Origin of the sequence: Xanthomonas sp. GPE 39, assembly GCF_000963005.1 — a bacterium.
In the GTDB taxonomy this organism is placed as follows: domain Bacteria; phylum Pseudomonadota; class Gammaproteobacteria; order Xanthomonadales; family Xanthomonadaceae; genus Xanthomonas_A.
The window spans coordinates 583,083-597,511 of the sequence record NZ_JZHZ01000007.1; the positions used below are offsets into that span (position 1 = coordinate 583,083).

Sequence of the window (14,429 nt, forward strand, 5' to 3'; positions counted from 1 at the left end):
TCGCACGCAGCGCACGACTGGTCGTGGCGTCGCGACGGCGCGAGAATATCCCTCCAGCCGGTCCCGCTGCCGGTGTTGCCGTCGCTCCGGAGCGCCCGATGACCACTGCCTTCGTTTCGCCCGACGTCATCCGCAGCTTGTTCGCGCGGGCCATGTCCGACATGTATCGCGCCGAGGTGCCGTTGTACGGCACGTTGATGGAGCTGGTGGCGCAGGTCAATGCGCAGACCCTGGCCGCCGATCCTGCACTTGAGGCGCAACTGCGGCGCAACGACGAACGCGCGCGGCTGGATCAGGAGCGGCATGGTGCGATCCGTGTCGGCACGGCGGAGGAGTTGGCCATGCTGCGGCGTCTGTTCGCGGTGATGGGGATGGCACCGGTTGATTACTACGATCTCTCGGTGGCGGGTGTGCCGGTGCATTCCACCGCGTTCCGTCCGTTGGATGCGGCAGCGTTGGCGCGCAATCCATTCCGCGTGTTCACCTCGTTGTTGCGACTGGAGTTGATCGAAGACCCGGCACTGCGTGCGCAGGCGGCGCAGATTCTCGCGCGGCGACGCATCTTCAGTGATGGCGCGCTGCAACTGATTGCGCGCTGCGAGCGCGATGGTGGTTTGGGCGAGGTGGACGCGCAACGCTTCGTCGTCGAGGCGCTGGAGACCTTCCGCTGGCACAGTGATGCGACCGTGTCCTTGCCGACCTACCGCGCGCTGAGCGATGCGCACAAACTGATTGCCGACGTGGTCAGCTTCCATGGTCCGCACATCAACCATTTGACTCCGCGCACGCTGGATATCGACGCGGCGCAGGCGCAGATGCTGCGTCGTGGCATCGAGGCCAAGGCGGTGATCGAGGGGCCGCCGCGTCGGCGTTGCCCGATCCTGCTACGCCAGACCAGTTTCAAGGCACTGGAAGAAACCGTGCGTTTTCCCTGCGTTGCGGGTAGTGCCGAGGCCGGCACCCACACCGCGCGTTTCGGCGAGATCGAACAACGCGGCCTGGCGCTGACGCCGAAAGGCCGCGCGCTGTACGACGCGCTGCTGGAGCGTGCGCGCGGCGCCGACGGCAGCGCCGCTGGTGATTACATGGCGCGTCTGCAGGCCGTCTTCGCCGATTTCCCCGACGATGAAGCCACGCTGCGCCGCGAGGGTTTGGGCTATTTTCGCTATGCACTCACCGACGCCGGTCGTGCTGCCGGGGCGCAGGCGCTGGCCGGCAAGCCGGCCGAGGCGTTGATCGCCGAGGGCCTGGTCAGTGCCGACCCGATCGTCTACGAGGATTTCCTGCCGGTCAGCGCCGCAGGCATCTTCCAGTCCAATCTCGGTGGCGGCGAACAGCGCGGCTATACGGCGCACGCTAACCGCGCCGCATTCGAGCAGGCGCTGGGAGCGAGGGTGCATGACGCGTTCGCCATCTATGCCGGGATCGAGCGCGATTCGCTACAGGCATTGAATCGCTGAAAGAAACGTCGGCGATTGCCTCGTGCGCAAGGCGCGTCATGTCGGCGCGCGGTCTCGTGCGCCGAGCGTAAGCCCCCTGGTTTTCCTGCAGCGGCGTGCGTGTGCCGTGCGGCGACGGTCTATCGCGTGTAGCGCGCCTTGAGCATGGCGTAGGCCGAGCGCAACGCTAGCGCCTCGCCACCGGCCGGACGGCCGGGGCGCTCGCCGTCGTTCCAGGCGTACACGTCCAGATGTGCCCAGGACTGCCGCGCCGGTACGAAGCGTTCCAGATACAGTGCCGCGGTCACTGCGCCGGCCATGCGCGAGCCCGCGTTGGCCAGGTCGGCCACCGAGCTGCTCAGGTAGCGCAGGTAGGGACGCCACAGCGGCATGCGCCAGACCGGATCGCGATGGCGCTCGCCGGCCTCGATCCAAGCTTGCGCCAGCGCGTCGTCGTTGCAGAACAGCGCCGGCAGGTCCGGTCCCAGGGCGATGCGCGCCGCGCCGGTCAACGTGGCGAAATCCACAATCGTGTCCGGGTTCTGCTCGCTGGCGTAGGCGAGCGCATCGCACAGCACCAGTCGGCCCTCGGCATCGGTGTTGTCGATCTCCACGGTCGTGCCCTGGCGGGTGGCGATGACGTCGCCAGGGCGGAATGCGTTCGGGCCGACCGCGTTTTCCACCGCTGGCAGCAGCACCGTCAGTCGCACTGGCAGACGTTGTGCCATCACCAACCCGGCCAGCGCCAGCGCATGCGCCGCGCCGCCCATGTCCTTCTTCATGTGGCGCATGCCGTCGGCTGGTTTTAGATCCAGGCCGCCGGTATCGAAACATACGCCTTTGCCAATCAGCGCTACGTGCGGGTGCGTGTCCTCGCCCCAGCGCAGCATCAACAGTCGTGGCGCGCGGTGCGAGGCGCGACCGACCGCGTGGATCGTCGGGAAATTCTGCTCCAGCAGTGCGTCGCCGACGATGCTCTCGAACTGCGCACCGTGGTCTTGCGCAATCGCGTGGGCGATTGCTTCCAACTGTTCCGGTCCCATGTGTTCGGTCGGCGTGTTGATCCAGTCGCGCACGCGCACGCAGGCTTGGAGTAAATCCAGTACCTCCGCTTGCGGTGTGGCGATCAGCGACGCCGGCAAGCGTGCCGGTTGCTTGTAGCGGTCATAGCGGTAGCTGCCCAGGCCCCAGCCCAGGTGCAGCGCGGCCAACGCATCGGCGTCCAGCGCACTGGCTAAGTGCCAGGTGCTGCCGGCCGGTAATGCGAACGGCGCGTGCGCATAGGCATAGGCATCGCCGCGATCGCCGATGCCCAGGACCGCCGCCGCGACGCCATCGGCGCCTGGCAGCAACAGCACCGTGCCGGGCGCGGCCATGAACTGCTGCGTGTCCATCCACGCCACCCACGCCGGCGATTGCGCTGAGCGCCATTCGGCCAGATGTTCACGTTCCAGCACATACAGCGGCAGTGGTGTGTGCGAGGCGTCGGTGAAGCCTGTCGGCAAAGACATTCGGGAGATCCTGCTTGCGCGTGGGAGGGAAAGGGGGAATTGCTGGAGATGTGCGGCGCTGCTTATGCGTGCGCCGTGTGCAGTGGTTGCGTGGTCTCCAGCCAATCTGCCAGGCCGGTGAGCGTGTTGAATTGCAGATCCGGTGGTGTCGGCGGAGACCAGACCTGTGCCTGGCGATTGATCCAGCAGCCACGCAGGCCGGCTTGCATCGCACCGAGCACGTCGATTTCGATGTGGTCGCCGACATGCAGCACCTGCGCGCAGGGCAATGCCAGACGCGCGCAGGCGGCGTGGAAGATACTCGGGTCTGGCTTGGCCGCGCCATGTTCGCCAGCGCTGAGTTGGAAGGCGAAATGCCGCTCCAGTCCGATTGTGGCCAAGTCGGCGTTGCCGTTGCTCAGTGCCACCACCGGCACACATGCGGCGATGCGTTGCAGTGCGGGCAGGCTGTCTGGGTAGCATTCCACCTGGTTGCGTGCGGCATGGAAGACCGCGTAGGCCGGCTCCGCCAGCGCTTCATCGGCCCCGCTTTCGCGCAGTGCCTGACGCAGGGTGAGGCGTCGTAGTGCGCTCATGTCGTGGCGCAGATGCGGGTGTGCGGCGACCACCGTGTCGCGCAACTGGCGCATGGCCGGGATCGGGAAGCGTGCAGCGGTGCGCGGACTATGTTGCAGCAACCAGTCGTGCAGCACCTGTTCGATGCGCGCTCCGATCGGCGCGAAGGGCCATAGAGTGTCGTCCAGATCCAGCGTGATCGCGCGAACGGGGAAAGTCGGGGAATGAGTCACGCGTGGATTTTACGTCATGCGCGGTAGCGCCCCAGTGTTGCCGGTAGACAGCGGGGCGATCCATCTTTCCCGAGTTGCCAATCCAGGCGTTACTCCAGCAGGCGCGCCCAGCGCTGCATGCCATCCACCCGTGCCAGCACGATCTTGATGCACACCAGCAACGGCACTGCCAACAGCAGGCCGATCATTCCCCACAGCCAGCCGAACAGCATCAGCGCCAGGATCAGCATCAGCGGTGAGATCGCCATGCGTCGGCCGAGTACGATCGGTGTCACCACCTGACCTTCCATCAGATGCAGCGCCAGGTAAAACAGTGCGGGCAGCATTGCGCTGAGCAGGTCGCGAAACGCGACGAGGCCCATCAGCAGCATCAGCACCACGCCGATCAGCGGTCCAACGTAGGGCGCGAAGTTCAGCAGTGCCATCACCGTGCCCCACAGCAACGCTTCCTGCGGTGTGATGTTCAGCAGGATCAAAATGCCCGCGAACACCAGCCCGACCAGGGTGTTGATGACGCTGATGGTCAGCACATAGCGCGATACCTCGTGTTCGATCGAACGCAGGATGTCGGTGGTGAACTTCTGCTGCTGACGGCTGGGCAGTAGGGCGATTGCGTGCCGTTGCAGGTTCTCGCCGAACACCATGAAGAAGAACGTCAGCAACACCACTGCCAGGGCCGAGGCGGCCAGTCGTGGGGTCCGCACCAGTGCCCGGTAGGGGTCGTCCATCTGCGTGCGGATCACTTGCACGCGGGGGCCGCCTTCGCCACCGGCGGCGCGTGCGAAACTTTCCGCTGCTTGGTTGGCCAACTGCATCGGTTTGGTCAGGTCGTGCACCTGCGTGGCGATGTGGCGCATCTGTGCAGGTGCTTGTTGCACCCAGGCGGCGGCTGGCCCGGCCAGTTGCAGGGTCAGCGCCGCCGCCACCGCCATGCCCGAGAGCAGGACGACCAGCGCGGCCAGAAAGCGTGGCAGGTAGAGCCGTCGCAGCAGGCGCAGGATCGGGTTGCCGATCAGGGCGAAGAAGGCCGCGAGCAGGACGGGCAGGATCACCTGTTGTGCCGCCCATAGCGTGTATGCGACGGCCAGGGTCGCCAGCACCACCAGTGACACCGGGCCGCGTGGCCGCGCGTTGTGTGGCGGCGGTAGGGCGTCGCGGTCGTTGGTCGCGGAATCGGGAACGTTACTCATCGCATCTGCGCTACGGTGGACCTGGCCTGCGTTGTAAGACCCGCAGCATCCGGCCTCGAAAAGGAAGCGCAGTGTAGGCCGATCCTACCTGGCGCGGTATGACCAGCGCTTGGTTGTCGCGCGGTCGTGGGGTGTTTCAAGGCTCGGACAGCGCCACTGTCGTGTCGGTCGGGTTGGGCGCTTCCGGTCTGTGCGCGGCAGGCGCATCGCTGCGTCGGGTCGTGTCGCTGGAGTCCGCGGGCTCAGTGTCCGCCGCCGCCTGCGTCGTGTCTGCGGTGCGCTCGGCAGCGTCTGAGCCTGTCTTGGCGGTGACCACATTGAACAGTTTGTAGAGCGTGCTGAGCATTTGTAGCCAGCGCGTGCCACCGATTTTGCCGCCGAGTTTGCCGAGCGCCGCGACCGGCTCGGCGCGGCCCACCAGAAAACCCGTTCCCAGCCCGACCACGACGATGCGCAGTGGCGTCCAGCCTTCGTGCCAGCCCTGCCGCAACGTGGTCCAGTGCGTGCGCACCTGTTCCCGGCGTCCTTCCAGCACTGCTTCGGCGCGGGCGACGCGGTGTTGTAATTGATCCAGCTTCATGGGGATGCCTTGCTGGTCGGGATGGACGCGTCGTTGTGGTCCTCATCGCCGTTGCCGATCCCCAGTTTGGCAAGCTGGCGTCGGGTGGCGTCGAGTTTGCTCATCTCCATGTAGCGCAACGCCTGCCAGGCACCGAGGGCGGTCACGACGAGGCTGACTCCCGCGGTGGTCGTGATCGATGCCAGCCACGACCAGCCTATACGATGCAGCAATGCGATCAACGCGCTCATCAACAGCATCCAGGCCGAGGCGCCGAACGCCACCGAAACGGTCAGCCACACCAACGCTCGCACCAGTGCGACGCGGGCCAAGGCCAGATCGGCGGCGACCAGCCGGTGCAGAGCACGGCCGGTATGCAGTGTGGCGTGCAAGCCTTCGCGACTGGCTGTGCTGAATATGCGCAACGCTTCCCCCAGCGACGGTGTTGCCGCCGCTGGTTCCGCCGCAGCGCCGTCGGAGGTGCCGGCGCAGGCTTGCTCCTCGCCCACGCGGCTTACTTGTCGCCGCCGCTGCGCGCCAGTTTGGCGATGATCCAGCCGGCGGCGAAGGCCACCCCGAACGAGGCCAGCGGGCGCTCACGGATCAGCTCGGCGGCGCTGTCGATCAGGTCGCGGCCCTTGTCCATGAGTGCATCCACCTGCTCTTTCGCCGCCGCCCCGCCGAATTCGGCCGCTGCCAGTCCCGACAGTGCGCTGTCGGACAGTTCGGCCTTGACGTTGGCTTTGCCCAGTTTTAACTCTTCGCTGGCGGCACCGGCGGCGCCCTTGATCGCTTCGCCTGCGTAGCTGGCGGCCGACTTCAGATGCGCACCGGCTTCGCTCAGGTTGTCCTTGAGGTTATCGGTGCTCGTGGGGCTGGAATTCATCTACATGTCTCCTTCGGGGGGCGGAGCACGCCGCCCGCCAGTGGCGGGCGCTGCTGAAAATATAGGCGACATATAACATCGCCAAGGTATAAAAAATGTCAGCGAACCGGCACGGGCGATGCACGCGGAGAGTCGCCGCGCCGCGCGCCTGTCCCGAATGCGACCGGCTCATTGCATCATTAAATCGGCCTGCACGCCGCCGCGCACCACGCGTAGCACCAGTTGCGCTGGCTTGCGCGCGAAGTTGGCGCGGTAACTGGCCAGGTCGGCAAACTCGCCCGCCGACGCTGCGACGACGATATCGCCGCTGGCCAGGCCGTTTTGCGCCGCGCGACTGCCGCGCGCCACGTTGCCGATCAGCACGCCGGAGACGCCGGACTGGCGCAGCGATTCGGGCAGATCGGTGAAGGTGGCGCCGCTCAGGCGCGGGTCCAGCGATTCGCCTTTCACCGTGCGCGGCTGTTCCTTCAGGCCGATTTTGAGCTGCAGTGGCTTGCCCTCGCGGCGCACTTCCAGCGTCACCGTGCTGCCCACCGGCTGCAGACCTTCGTAGTTATGTAGCGCCTCGGCGCTGTCCAGACGTTCGCCGTTGGCACCGATCACCACGTCGCCCGGTTGCAGTCCGGCCGCAGCGGCGGCCGAGCCGGTCAGCACTCGCGTCACTAGTGCGCCGCGCGGGGAGGGCAGGCCCAGCCCTTGCGCCATCTGCGCGGTCAGGTTCTGGGTCTCGATGCCGAACGTGCCACGGATCATCACGCCGTTGTTCTTGAGCAACTGCGCGACCACCGCGCGGGCCAGGTTCGATGGAATCGCCAAACCCAGCCCGATGTTGCCGGCCATGCTGCCCTGCGGGTTGAAGCTGGCGGTGTTGATCCCGATCAGTTCGCCGCGCAGGTTCACCAGTGCGCCGCCGGAGTTGCCTGGGTTGATCGAGGCATCGGTCTGGATGAAGTTCTGATAGCCCAGGCCGCGGATGCCGCTGCGTCCCATCGCCGAGACGATGCCCGAGGTTACGGTCTGAGTGAAGCCGAATGGGTTGCCGATCGCTGCGACGAAATCGCCCACGCGCAGTTTGTCGCTGTCGCCCAGGCGGATGTCGGTGAGATTGTCGGCTTTGATCCGGATCAAGGCGATGTCGGTATCCGCGTCCGAGCCCATGAATTCGGCTTTGAAGCTGCGTCCATCGGCCAGGGTCACTTGCACATCGTCGGCGTTCTCCACCACGTGATGGTTGGTCAGCACGTAGCCGTTCTTGGCATCGATGATGACCCCCGAGCCCAGCGACTCGTTGATGCGTTCTTGCGGAATGTCCGGGAACAGGCGGCGGAAGAATGGGTCGTTGAAGAACGGGTTGCGTACCCGCACCACCTGCTTGGTATTGATGCTCACCACGCCGGGCATGACCGTTTGCAGCATCGGTGCCAGCGATGGCAGCGGGGTGCCGGCGACGGATGTCGGTAATGCGGCCGTGTTCGCCACCGTTCGCGTCACGGGTGTCGGCGCGGCATCGGCGCGATTGTCCAATTGCGCGTTGATCGCGGTGGCAGCGAAACCGCCGAAGGCAGCGGCGGCGGTCAGGGTCAGCAGCGTGGGCAGCGGGCGCATGAGTCGGATTCCGGGGAACGCGGGAGACGGATTGGGAAAATGGGCGCCTGATGGCATAAATCAAGATGAACGCACGGCGTTTAACTCTCAGTGAAAAGCCGCCACCTCGTCGGCGTGTGCCGTGATCGTCATCATGCCGCTGATTGCCTTGAGGGCCGGTCTGCCCACTGCTGGCCTGCCGCGATCTTGGTCGCTGTATCTGGAGGCAATGGGGGGGCAATGCCGGGCGATGGCACGGCGACCCGTGTGCTCCTTGTTGAGTGGTCGTATTCAGTCGTGCAGGCGACGTCTGCGTGCCGGCGTATCGACGCAGGGCAAGGCGGTGTCCTGCGGCGATGGCGCGCGTTTGTCGACCATCCGCGACATGTCGCCCGCGTTGGCTCCCCGCTTTGCTGCAATCGGTATAGCATCGCCCGTGTGGTATCAAACACCGACACCCTGAGGAGGGTTTTATGAGCAATGGCAATGGAGTAACGGCGACGCTGACGCAAGTCGCCGAGAACATGAAAGAAACCGCCACCAACGTGGGTGAGACCATCGCGGCGACCGCCAGCGAGGCTGTCGCCAGCGTCAAGCACACCGCTGAGAACGTGCAAAAGCGTGTGCAGGACCAAGTCGCCAAGACCCGTAAGGCGGTGAAGCAGGCCGAAAAGGCCGTCGCCAAGCGTGCCGAGAAGGCCGGCAAGGCGGTCAAGAAGACAGTCGCCAGTGCGCGCAAGAAGCTGGAAGCGGCCAAGGCCAGCGCCCAATCCGAAGCCGCCGCGCTGAAGAAGGCGGTCAAGAAGACCACCAAGAAGGCGGCGGTCAAAAAAGCTCCCGCAAAGAAGGCGGCGGCAAAGAAGGCCGTTGCCAAAAAGGCTCCGGCGAAGAAAGTGACCGCTAAAAAGGCCGCGCCGAAGAAGGCGGTCAAGAAGGTTGCCGCGAAGAAGGTCGCGGTCAAGAAAGCAGTGAAGAAAGTAGCCGCGAAGAAAGTCGTCGCCAAAAAGGCGGTCAAGAAGGTGGCGAAGGCGGCCAAGAAGACTGTCGCCAAGGTCGCCAAGAAGGGCGCCACGGTGAAGAAGACCGCTGTACGCAAGAGCGCGGGCAAGAAGGTTGCCGCCAGCCGGGCAAAGAAGTAAGCCGTCGTGTTGCATCCTCTCTCCCGTGCACGGGAGAGAGGCAGGTTATGGCGTGACCGGGTGACTCGGTGCGGTGAGCGCCGACGACACGATGCCGTGCAGATGTGCGGCCAACGCCTTGCGGTCGAGTGCGATCGGCGTGTGGAAGGTCACTCGTACCACTGCACCGGACAGGCGCAGGAACTGCGCTACGTGTGCGCCGGCCTGCATCGTGCCGTAGAACGCATACGCATCGCGATTGCCGCCCTGTGTCAGTGGCTGGCCGTCCACGCTGCGCAGTTCCAGCGTGAACGGTTGCAAGGTCCAGCGCGGCGTGTTCGCGTCCGCGTCCAGGAATAGCGAGAACAGGCTGGATTTGAACGGCGCCACGCACTCGCCGGAGGACGTGGTGCCCTCGGGGAATAGCACCAGGTCATGGTCCGGGCGCAGTTGCGCGGCGACGGCGGCGGCGACGGCGGCCGCATCCTGCCGACGACGGCTGATGAACACGGTCTGCGCCATTGCGCAAATGTGGCGCATGCCGGGCCAGCGTTCCATGTCGTTCTTGGCGATGAAGCGTGCGTGCAGCAGGCTGCCCAGCACGACGATGTCGAAGTGGGAGAGGTGGTTGCCGACAAACAAAGTGCCGCCATCGGCGCGTGCTTGGCCGACCACCTCGATGCGAAGACGCAGCGCTTGGCGCAGGCAGGTGAACCAAAGCTGTGGCAGCACGAACGCGCCACGTCCACGGATGAAACGCATCAGTAACCATTGCAGCGGCATCAGCAGCAGGCTGGCCAGCACGCAGGCGGCGAGTTTGAAGACGATGCGCAGGCGCCCGAGGAGGGGGGCGGCGGTAGAGCGAAGCGGAGCGTCGGGGGGCATGGGCAAGCAGAACTCAAGGAGGCGGGCGGTCGCGCACGACCGCTGCGATGGTAGCCGACACCGACGTGCTTGCTTCGATGGCGGTGTGCCAGCTCAGCAACGCGCGGCGTTCGCGCGTTGCTGGGTTGCTGACGCGCGCGCATGCCCGATAGCGACTCGGGACCTTGTCTTGGCCGTGCTCAGCGCAGCATTTCGGTAAAGGCGCGGTCGGCCTCGATCACCTCGGGCAGGGCGGCGAACAGTGCGTCCAGGTCCACCTCTTCCAACAGTGGCCCAGTCACCGCTTGGCGTGCTTCGGCGGTCGCGCCGCCGTAGCGCCTCAGGGCATCGGCGACCAGCGCGGCTTGTGCGACCACGCGCGGCATCGGTTCGCCTTCTGGTGCCTGCAACGGGTGGACCTGGTAGGCGATGGCGGTCTGGATCACCTGCGGCAACTGCCAGCGCCGCGCTAGTTCCGCGCCCACTTCGGGATAGCCGAAGCCCAGTTGGACGGTTTCGTCGGCCGCACGGCCGCTGGATGAGCTGCCCGGGTGCAGTTGTGCGGCATAGCTCGGCGCGCCGGTCTGGATCAGCAGTTCGCCGATGTTGTGCATCATCCCGCAGGTGAAGGCGGTTTCCGGGTCCAGGCCCTTCTGCCGTGCCAGCAACCGACAGACCCCGGCGACCTCGAAGCTATGCAGCCAGAACCCGCGCAGGTCGAAATGCGCGGGGGCCTGGAATGCGCCGGTCATCGAGGAGGCCAGCACCAGTGTGCGCAGGGTGTTGAAACCCAGGCGCAGCGCGGCGTCTTCCACCGTGGTCGAATCGCGTGCGCCGCGAAAACGCGCCGAATTGGCCAGACGCAGTACCTTGGCCGCGATCACCGGATCCCGCTCGATGTTGCGCGCAACCGCATCCAGGCTGGTGCCGGGGGAATCGAATTGCAGGATCAGGTCCTGCGCCACCTGGGGAATGGTCGGCAGGGTGTGCAACTGGTCGAACAGCGCCTCTAGTTTCATGAAAGCCTCAAGATGGAACGGGAAGCAGGCACTGCGCGCTGGGCGGCCGCGCCCGCCTGGTGGCGGAACTGGCGCATCCTAGACCGAATCGCTGTGGGCGGGGCGTGCATCGCCGCTGGAACCGCTCTGGCCGGTGCTGTGCATGCCTGGCCGCGCTCAGCCGGCTGGGCGCAGGCGCAGGGTAAGACCCTTCAGGAAGTTGCGCAGTAGCTGATCCCCGCACAGGCGGAAATTCTTGTGCTCCGGCTGCCGGAACAGCGCCGATAGCTCCGGCTTGGATACCGGCATGCCAGCGGCGTCGAAGATCTGGTGCATGTCCAGATCCTTGAGTTGAAACGTCACCCGCAGCTTCTTCAGCACCACGTTGTTGGTGATGCGCGTTTCCACCGGGCGCGGTGGCAGGCGCTCGTCGCGGCCACGGTAATGGAATACCAGCCCGTCAAGGAAATGCGCCAGGACCGCATCTTGGCATTCGACGAAGCCTGCTTCGTCTTCTTTCTTCAGCCAGGCGGGAATCTGTGCTTTTTCGATGGGAAACGCCGGGTTGGCGAGTTGCACGATGTCCACGATCTTCTGGTCGCTCAGATCGAGCATGTAACGGATGGAGCGCAGGATGTCGTTGTTGAGCATGGCCGATTGGGGGAGTGCCGTTGTCTTCGGTGGGGTGCGTAGTCTAGAGCGTGCGATGCAGCTTGAAGTGAGTGTGACGCTACCTGGGATGCGTCGAGGTGTGCGCCGCTGTAGTGGCGCGCTCCAGGTTGCCTCCCATTTAAGTGGCGTGCACGATGCCGTAGAGGTCGCGTTGCGGTGTGGCGTGATATGTTCGCAGGCACTGGTTTGCGATTGCGATCTTTTCGTTTTTGGTCCTGCTTCAGGTGGCGCGCTTGATCCGGGACGCGACCTCTTCGGAGTCGGCAATGCGTGAGACTTACGATGTCGTAGTGATCGGTGGTGGCATCAATGGCGTTGGCATCGCCCGCGATGCGGTGGGCCGGGGGCTGTCGGTATGCCTGTGCGAGCGCGACGATCTGGCCGCACATACCTCCAGCGCCAGCACCAAGCTGATCCACGGTGGGCTGCGCTATCTGGAGCAGTACGAATTCGCCCTGGTCGGCAAAGCGCTTGCAGAACGCGAGGTGTTGCTCCGGTTGGCACCGCACATTATCTGGCCGCTGCGCTTTCTGCTGCCGCATCAGCCGCATTTGCGTCCGGCGTGGATGCTGCGTGCGGGCCTGTTCCTGTACGACCACCTTGGTCGCGGTCGCCGCACCTTGCCGGGTTCGCAGCGTTTGGCGCTACGCACGCATCCGGTGGGCGCGCCGTTGCGCGAGGAGTTCCGCACGGGTTTCGTCTATTCCGATGCCTGGGTGCAGGATGCGCGGCTGGTGGTGCTCAATGCGATGGATGCGGCGCAACGCGGCGCACGTATCCTCACCCGTACCCGCTGCGTCAGTGCGCGGCGCGTGGACGGTGCATGGCACGTCGGGCTGCAGTGCGCGGACGGTCGCAGGGAGCAGGTGCAGGCACGTGCGCTGGTCAATGCCGCCGGGCCGTGGGCGGTGCAGTTTCTGGATGAGGTGGTGCAGATCGGGCACGACCATGCCTTGCGCCTGGTGAAGGGCAGCCATCTCGTGGTCCCAAGGTTGTTCGACCACGACCATGCTTACATCTTCCAGCAGCCCGACCGACGCATCGTCTTCGCCATTCCCTATGAGCAGGACTACACCTTAATCGGCACCACCGATGTGGATTACCGCGCCGATCCGGCTGCGCCGCGCATCGATGCCGAGGAGACGCATTACCTTTGCGCGGCGGCCAACCGATATTTTCGTAAGCAGATTGCCCCGGATGATGTGGTGTGGAGCTACAGCGGCGTGCGCCCGTTGCTCGACGATGCGCAGGACAACGCCGCCGAGGTCACCCGCGATTACCTGCTGGAACTGGATGCGCGTGATGGTGCTGCCTTGCTTAACGTGTTCGGTGGCAAGCTCACCACCTACCGCAAACTGGCCGAAGAAGCGGTGGACCGGCTGACCGCACACGCCGGACACAAGGCGCCAGCGTGGACCGCACACGGCGCACCGTTACCGGGCGGCGAGCGCGCCGATATCGATGCGTTGGCGCGGGAGTTGCGCGCGGACCGGCCATGGCTGGCCGAGGCCACTGCGCAGCGGCTGGCGCGCAATTACGGCACCCGTGCCAGCGTGCTGCTCGGCGCGGCGACTTCGCAGCAGCAGTTGGGCGAGCATTTCGGTGCCGATCTGTACCAGGTGGAAGTGGATTATGTGCGCGAACACGAATGGGTGGTCGAAGCCGACGACCTACTATGGCGACGCAGCAAGCTTGGCCTGCGCATCGATGCGAGTGGCCGCCAGCGTCTAAGTGCTTATTTGCAACAGGGCCAGACCAAGCTGGCGTCAGCGCACTCATGACGCCGGTGTCCTCGCCATTGTGGGAGGGTGTGCGGTGGGAGGCACACAACAATGGCGAGTAAGTACGGTTTCCGCCGCAGCGCAGACACCTGAACGTCACCGTGGAGGGTGAAAAAGATGACGACATCGACAGGCAGTACATTGGTCATTCGGGAGTCGCGCGCATGAGCCGGCAACTGGTGGGCGAACTGATCTCCGAAGCGATCGCGATGCTGATCATCATCGTCTTCGGCTGCTCGGTGGCGTGTATGTACGTGCTGTACGACCCCAGTCCATATCAGCACGCCTATTGGGGTGTTTGCATCGCCTGGGGCTTGGCGGTGACCATCGCGATCTACGTCACCGGCTCGGTATCCGGTACCCACGCCAACCCTTCGGTGACGCTGGCATTGGCGCTGTTTCGTGGTTTTCCATGGCGCAAGGTCGTGCCGTACTGCGCGGCGCAGGTGCTCGGTGCATTCCTTGGCGCGGGCATCGTGTATTTGTTGTTCGCGCCAGTGATCGACCACTACAACCAGGTGCAGCATCTGACCCGTGCCGATGGTGGCGCGGCCGGCGTGTTCTTCACCGCACCGGGCTTGGCGATCACGCCGCTGCATGCGCTGTGCGATCAGATCATCCTGACCGCGTTGCTGATATTCGGCATCTTTGCCATCACCGAGCGCTACAACGACGCTGCGCCAAGCGCCAATTCCGGCGCATTGATCATCGGCCTGCTGGTGGCGACCATTGGTGCCTCGATGGGCTATCTGGAGGCGTGGGCAATCAACCCGGCGCGTGACCTCGGACCACGCCTGTTCGCCTATTTCGCCGGCTGGGATGCCTCGGCGTTTCCTGCCGCCGGCCATTACTGGTGGATTCCGATTGTCGGCCCGTTGATCGGTGGTGTGATCGGCGGTGCCGCGTACCAGGTGTTGATCTACCCGTTCCTGCCAGCGCGGCTGAGAGCGCAGCAAGAGGATGTCGCCGCGCGCCGTCACTAGGGCCGATGCTATTTTCGCCACGCGCCACATGCGCGATCCGTTCCCCGTTGGCGCCG

The 14,429-nt window shown here is 65.1% G+C and carries 14 protein-coding genes; 4 read left to right on the forward strand and 10 right to left on the reverse strand.

Features of this window, described 5'->3' with window-relative positions; genetic code table 11:
- Positions 1–98 precede the first annotated feature (98 nt).
- Positions 99–1,460, forward strand: a complete 1,362-nt coding sequence (locus XALGPE39_RS02350) for a VOC family protein (RefSeq protein WP_045726824.1) — start codon at positions 99–101, stop codon at positions 1,458–1,460.
- A 119-nt stretch (positions 1,461–1,579) separates the two neighbouring features.
- On the opposite strand, the gene XALGPE39_RS02355 is transcribed toward XALGPE39_RS02350, so the two are convergent.
- The 7 genes from XALGPE39_RS02355 to XALGPE39_RS02385 form a co-directional block, all read right to left on the reverse strand.
- On the reverse strand, positions 1,580–2,950 hold the full coding sequence (locus tag XALGPE39_RS02355) for a M17 family metallopeptidase (RefSeq protein WP_045726825.1): 1,371 nt from the start codon (positions 2,948–2,950) through the stop codon (positions 1,580–1,582).
- 62 nt (positions 2,951–3,012) lie between these two features.
- Positions 3,013–3,738 carry an HAD-IA family hydrolase gene (locus XALGPE39_RS02360; RefSeq protein ID WP_045726826.1) on the reverse strand — a complete coding sequence of 242 codons (726 nt, stop codon included), beginning with the start codon at positions 3,736–3,738 and terminating at the stop codon, positions 3,013–3,015.
- An 89-nt stretch (positions 3,739–3,827) separates the two neighbouring features.
- Positions 3,828–4,928, reverse strand: coding sequence for an AI-2E family transporter (locus tag XALGPE39_RS02365; protein ID WP_045726827.1), 1,101 nt, complete (start codon positions 4,926–4,928; stop codon positions 3,828–3,830).
- Positions 4,929–5,064: 136 nt separating this feature from the next.
- Positions 5,065–5,508 carry a hypothetical protein gene (locus tag XALGPE39_RS02370; protein WP_045726828.1) on the reverse strand — a complete coding sequence of 148 codons (444 nt, stop codon included), beginning with the start codon at positions 5,506–5,508 and terminating at the stop codon, positions 5,065–5,067.
- Entirely contained in the window at positions 5,505–5,996 is a 492-nt protein-coding gene (locus tag XALGPE39_RS02375; RefSeq protein ID WP_045726829.1) for a hypothetical protein, read from the reverse strand. Before XALGPE39_RS02375 ends, XALGPE39_RS02370 begins: the two co-directional genes overlap by 4 nt.
- 5 nt (positions 5,997–6,001) lie before the next feature.
- On the reverse strand, positions 6,002–6,373 hold the full coding sequence (locus XALGPE39_RS02380) for a hypothetical protein (RefSeq protein WP_045726830.1): 372 nt from the start codon (positions 6,371–6,373) through the stop codon (positions 6,002–6,004).
- A gap of 168 nt (positions 6,374–6,541) precedes the next feature.
- Entirely contained in the window at positions 6,542–7,978 is a 1,437-nt protein-coding gene (locus XALGPE39_RS02385; RefSeq protein WP_045726831.1) for a Do family serine endopeptidase, read from the reverse strand.
- 452 nt (positions 7,979–8,430) lie between these two features.
- Between XALGPE39_RS02385 and XALGPE39_RS02390 the strand changes: the two genes are divergently transcribed.
- Entirely contained in the window at positions 8,431–9,096 is a 666-nt protein-coding gene (locus XALGPE39_RS02390) for a hypothetical protein (RefSeq protein WP_045726832.1), read from the forward strand.
- 45 nt (positions 9,097–9,141) lie between these two features.
- Here the strand turns inward: XALGPE39_RS02390 and XALGPE39_RS02395 are convergent, their stop codons facing one another.
- From XALGPE39_RS02395 to XALGPE39_RS02405, 3 genes are all read right to left on the reverse strand, one after another.
- A complete protein-coding gene (locus tag XALGPE39_RS02395) occupies positions 9,142–9,960 on the reverse strand; it encodes a lysophospholipid acyltransferase family protein (protein WP_045726833.1) in 819 nt (272 codons plus the stop codon).
- Between the two features lie 179 nt (positions 9,961–10,139).
- A complete protein-coding gene (locus XALGPE39_RS02400; RefSeq protein WP_045726834.1) occupies positions 10,140–10,958 on the reverse strand; it encodes an HDOD domain-containing protein in 819 nt (272 codons plus the stop codon).
- 156 nt (positions 10,959–11,114) lie between these two features.
- The gene (locus XALGPE39_RS02405) at positions 11,115–11,588 is read right to left on the reverse strand and encodes a DUF1456 family protein (RefSeq protein ID WP_045726835.1); all 474 of its coding nucleotides are present in this window, start codon (positions 11,586–11,588) and stop codon (positions 11,115–11,117) included.
- Positions 11,589–11,875: 287 nt separating this feature from the next.
- On the opposite strand from XALGPE39_RS02405, the gene glpD reads away from it, so the two are divergent.
- Both glpD and XALGPE39_RS02415 read left to right on the forward strand, forming a co-directional pair.
- Positions 11,876–13,390, forward strand: a complete 1,515-nt coding sequence (gene glpD / locus XALGPE39_RS02410) for a glycerol-3-phosphate dehydrogenase (RefSeq protein WP_045726836.1) — start codon at positions 11,876–11,878, stop codon at positions 13,388–13,390.
- 164 nt (positions 13,391–13,554) lie between these two features.
- A complete protein-coding gene (locus XALGPE39_RS02415; protein WP_045726837.1) occupies positions 13,555–14,373 on the forward strand; it encodes an MIP/aquaporin family protein in 819 nt (272 codons plus the stop codon).
- The last annotated feature ends 56 nt before the right edge of the window (positions 14,374–14,429 follow it).

What these genes read in the sequence shown, in the direction of transcription:
- XALGPE39_RS02350 (WP_045726824.1), top strand. Translation starts at nt 99, where the DNA reads ATGACCACTGCCTTCGTTTCGCCCGACGTCATCCGCAGCTTGTTCGCG.
- XALGPE39_RS02355 (WP_045726825.1), bottom strand. Translation starts at nt 2,950, where the DNA reads ATGTCTTTGCCGACAGGCTTCACCGACGCCTCGCACACACCACTGCCG.
- XALGPE39_RS02365 (WP_045726827.1), bottom strand. Translation starts at nt 4,928, where the DNA reads ATGAGTAACGTTCCCGATTCCGCGACCAACGACCGCGACGCCCTACCG.
- XALGPE39_RS02370 (WP_045726828.1), bottom strand. Translation starts at nt 5,508, where the DNA reads ATGAAGCTGGATCAATTACAACACCGCGTCGCCCGCGCCGAAGCAGTG.
- XALGPE39_RS02380 (WP_045726830.1), bottom strand. Translation starts at nt 6,373, where the DNA reads ATGAATTCCAGCCCCACGAGCACCGATAACCTCAAGGACAACCTGAGC.
- XALGPE39_RS02385 (WP_045726831.1), bottom strand. Translation starts at nt 7,978, where the DNA reads ATGCGCCCGCTGCCCACGCTGCTGACCCTGACCGCCGCCGCTGCCTTC.
- XALGPE39_RS02390 (WP_045726832.1), top strand. Translation starts at nt 8,431, where the DNA reads ATGAGCAATGGCAATGGAGTAACGGCGACGCTGACGCAAGTCGCCGAG.
- XALGPE39_RS02395 (WP_045726833.1), bottom strand. Translation starts at nt 9,960, where the DNA reads ATGCCCCCCGACGCTCCGCTTCGCTCTACCGCCGCCCCCCTCCTCGGG.
- XALGPE39_RS02400 (WP_045726834.1), bottom strand. Translation starts at nt 10,958, where the DNA reads ATGAAACTAGAGGCGCTGTTCGACCAGTTGCACACCCTGCCGACCATT.
- XALGPE39_RS02405 (WP_045726835.1), bottom strand. Translation starts at nt 11,588, where the DNA reads ATGCTCAACAACGACATCCTGCGCTCCATCCGTTACATGCTCGATCTG.
- glpD (WP_045726836.1), top strand. Translation starts at nt 11,876, where the DNA reads ATGCGTGAGACTTACGATGTCGTAGTGATCGGTGGTGGCATCAATGGC.
- XALGPE39_RS02415 (WP_045726837.1), top strand. Translation starts at nt 13,555, where the DNA reads ATGAGCCGGCAACTGGTGGGCGAACTGATCTCCGAAGCGATCGCGATG.